The sequence below is a fragment of the Aminobacter sp. P4_H6_2 genome, assembly GCF_056400805.1.
In genome coordinates, this window is record NZ_JBFUKO010000956.1 from 1 (window position 1) to 1,385 (window position 1,385).

Annotated in this window: 2 protein-coding genes; both read left to right on the forward strand. The window is 60.1% G+C overall.

Features of this window, described 5'->3' with window-relative positions; genetic code table 11:
- Positions 1–123 precede the first annotated feature (123 nt).
- Positions 124–675, forward strand: coding sequence for an N-acetyltransferase family protein (locus AC1DUU_RS32020; protein ID WP_476787317.1), 552 nt, complete (start codon positions 124–126; stop codon positions 673–675).
- A 114-nt stretch (positions 676–789) separates the two neighbouring features.
- A partial coding sequence (locus AC1DUU_RS32025; RefSeq protein WP_476787318.1) for a DUF445 family protein occupies positions 790–1,385 on the forward strand: 596 nt, incomplete at its 3' end.

Below are 1,385 nucleotides of genomic sequence, written 5' to 3' on the forward strand. Positions count from 1 at the left end.
TTATGACGCAGGCCAGCCTTGCATATGTGGGCAGGTCGACGGGTTGAATTCCATGCTGCGTTGCACAATATTGCGTATGTCGGGAGTCGAAGACTCTGGGGAGGAACCCAAGAGGACTGCGACATGGAACAGATCATATATGCTCAACGGCCACTGACGGGTGTAGTCCGCCAGCTCAGGCCGTCCGATCTGCCCCGCTTTGCCGAACATCTCTTGAGACTGGACGACCAAAGCCGGCGTGACCGCTTCAACGGCCTGACCGACGACGAATTCCTAAAATCATATGCCGAACGCAGCTTCCGCGAAGGTGTGACCGTGATCGGCTATGTCGAGGGCGACAAGGTTCTGGCCGCAGCTGAACTGCACGAGCAAGCCGAAGAGAGCGAACCCACAGCCGAAATCGCCTTCAGTGTCGAACGCCAAATACAGCACAGAGGCATTGGCGGCCGGCTCTTCCGGCGTCTGGTCGCGCAGGCGAGGGGGCTCGGCTATCTCAGGCTTCACGTGACAACCCACTCGAACAACGCCGCCATGAAGGCACTTGCCCGTCGCTTCGACGCCAAGCTCAGCTTTGAATTTGGCGAAGCCAATGGCGTCATCGAGCTTGAGGCTGATGGCGCGGTCGATCCCGATTGGCTCGCTCGCCATCGTGCTGCCCCGGCGATTGCCGCCTGAAACCGCATTTCGAATTGAAGCAGCCTGCGGCATTGCCGATATAGTCCCTGTGACGAACAGGGAAGGCGACCAATGTCCTCACCGCAAAGCCAAGCCTTGCCGGCAGGCGTAAACATGGCCTTTGGCAGCGGCGACGCCGAAAAGCTCGCAGCCCTGCGGCGTACCAAATTCATTGCCACAGCCGCACTTGTTGTTTGCGTTGCGATCTTCTTGACCGCGAAATCGCTGCAGGGCCGCTGGCCTTGGCTCGGCTTCGTTGCTGCTTTCGCAGAGGCGGCTACAATTGGTGGGCTTGCCGATTGGTATGCGGTCGTTGCCCTGTTCAAGCGGCCGCTTGGCCTGCCGATCCCGCACACGGCAATCATCCCGGCCAATCAGACCCGCATCGCCGAAAATCTCGGGCGCTTCATCGAAACCAATTTCCTGGCGCCCGAGCCCGTTCGCCAGAAGCTCAATGAAGTGGATTTTGCAGCACTCGTTGCCGACTGGCTGTCGGATAAAAGCAGGGCGGAGGGGCTTTCGCGTTTTGTCGGCCGGCTGGTGCCGCAAATGCTGCAGGCGATCGAAGGCTCGGGCTTGCGCGAGTTCGCCACCCGCCGCATGCTCGATCGCATCGGCAAGGTCGAGGTCGCGCCGCTGGCGGCCGAACTGCTGTCAGCCTTCACTGACGATCGCCGGCATCAGCGTTTGCTCGACGAATTCACCAAGAT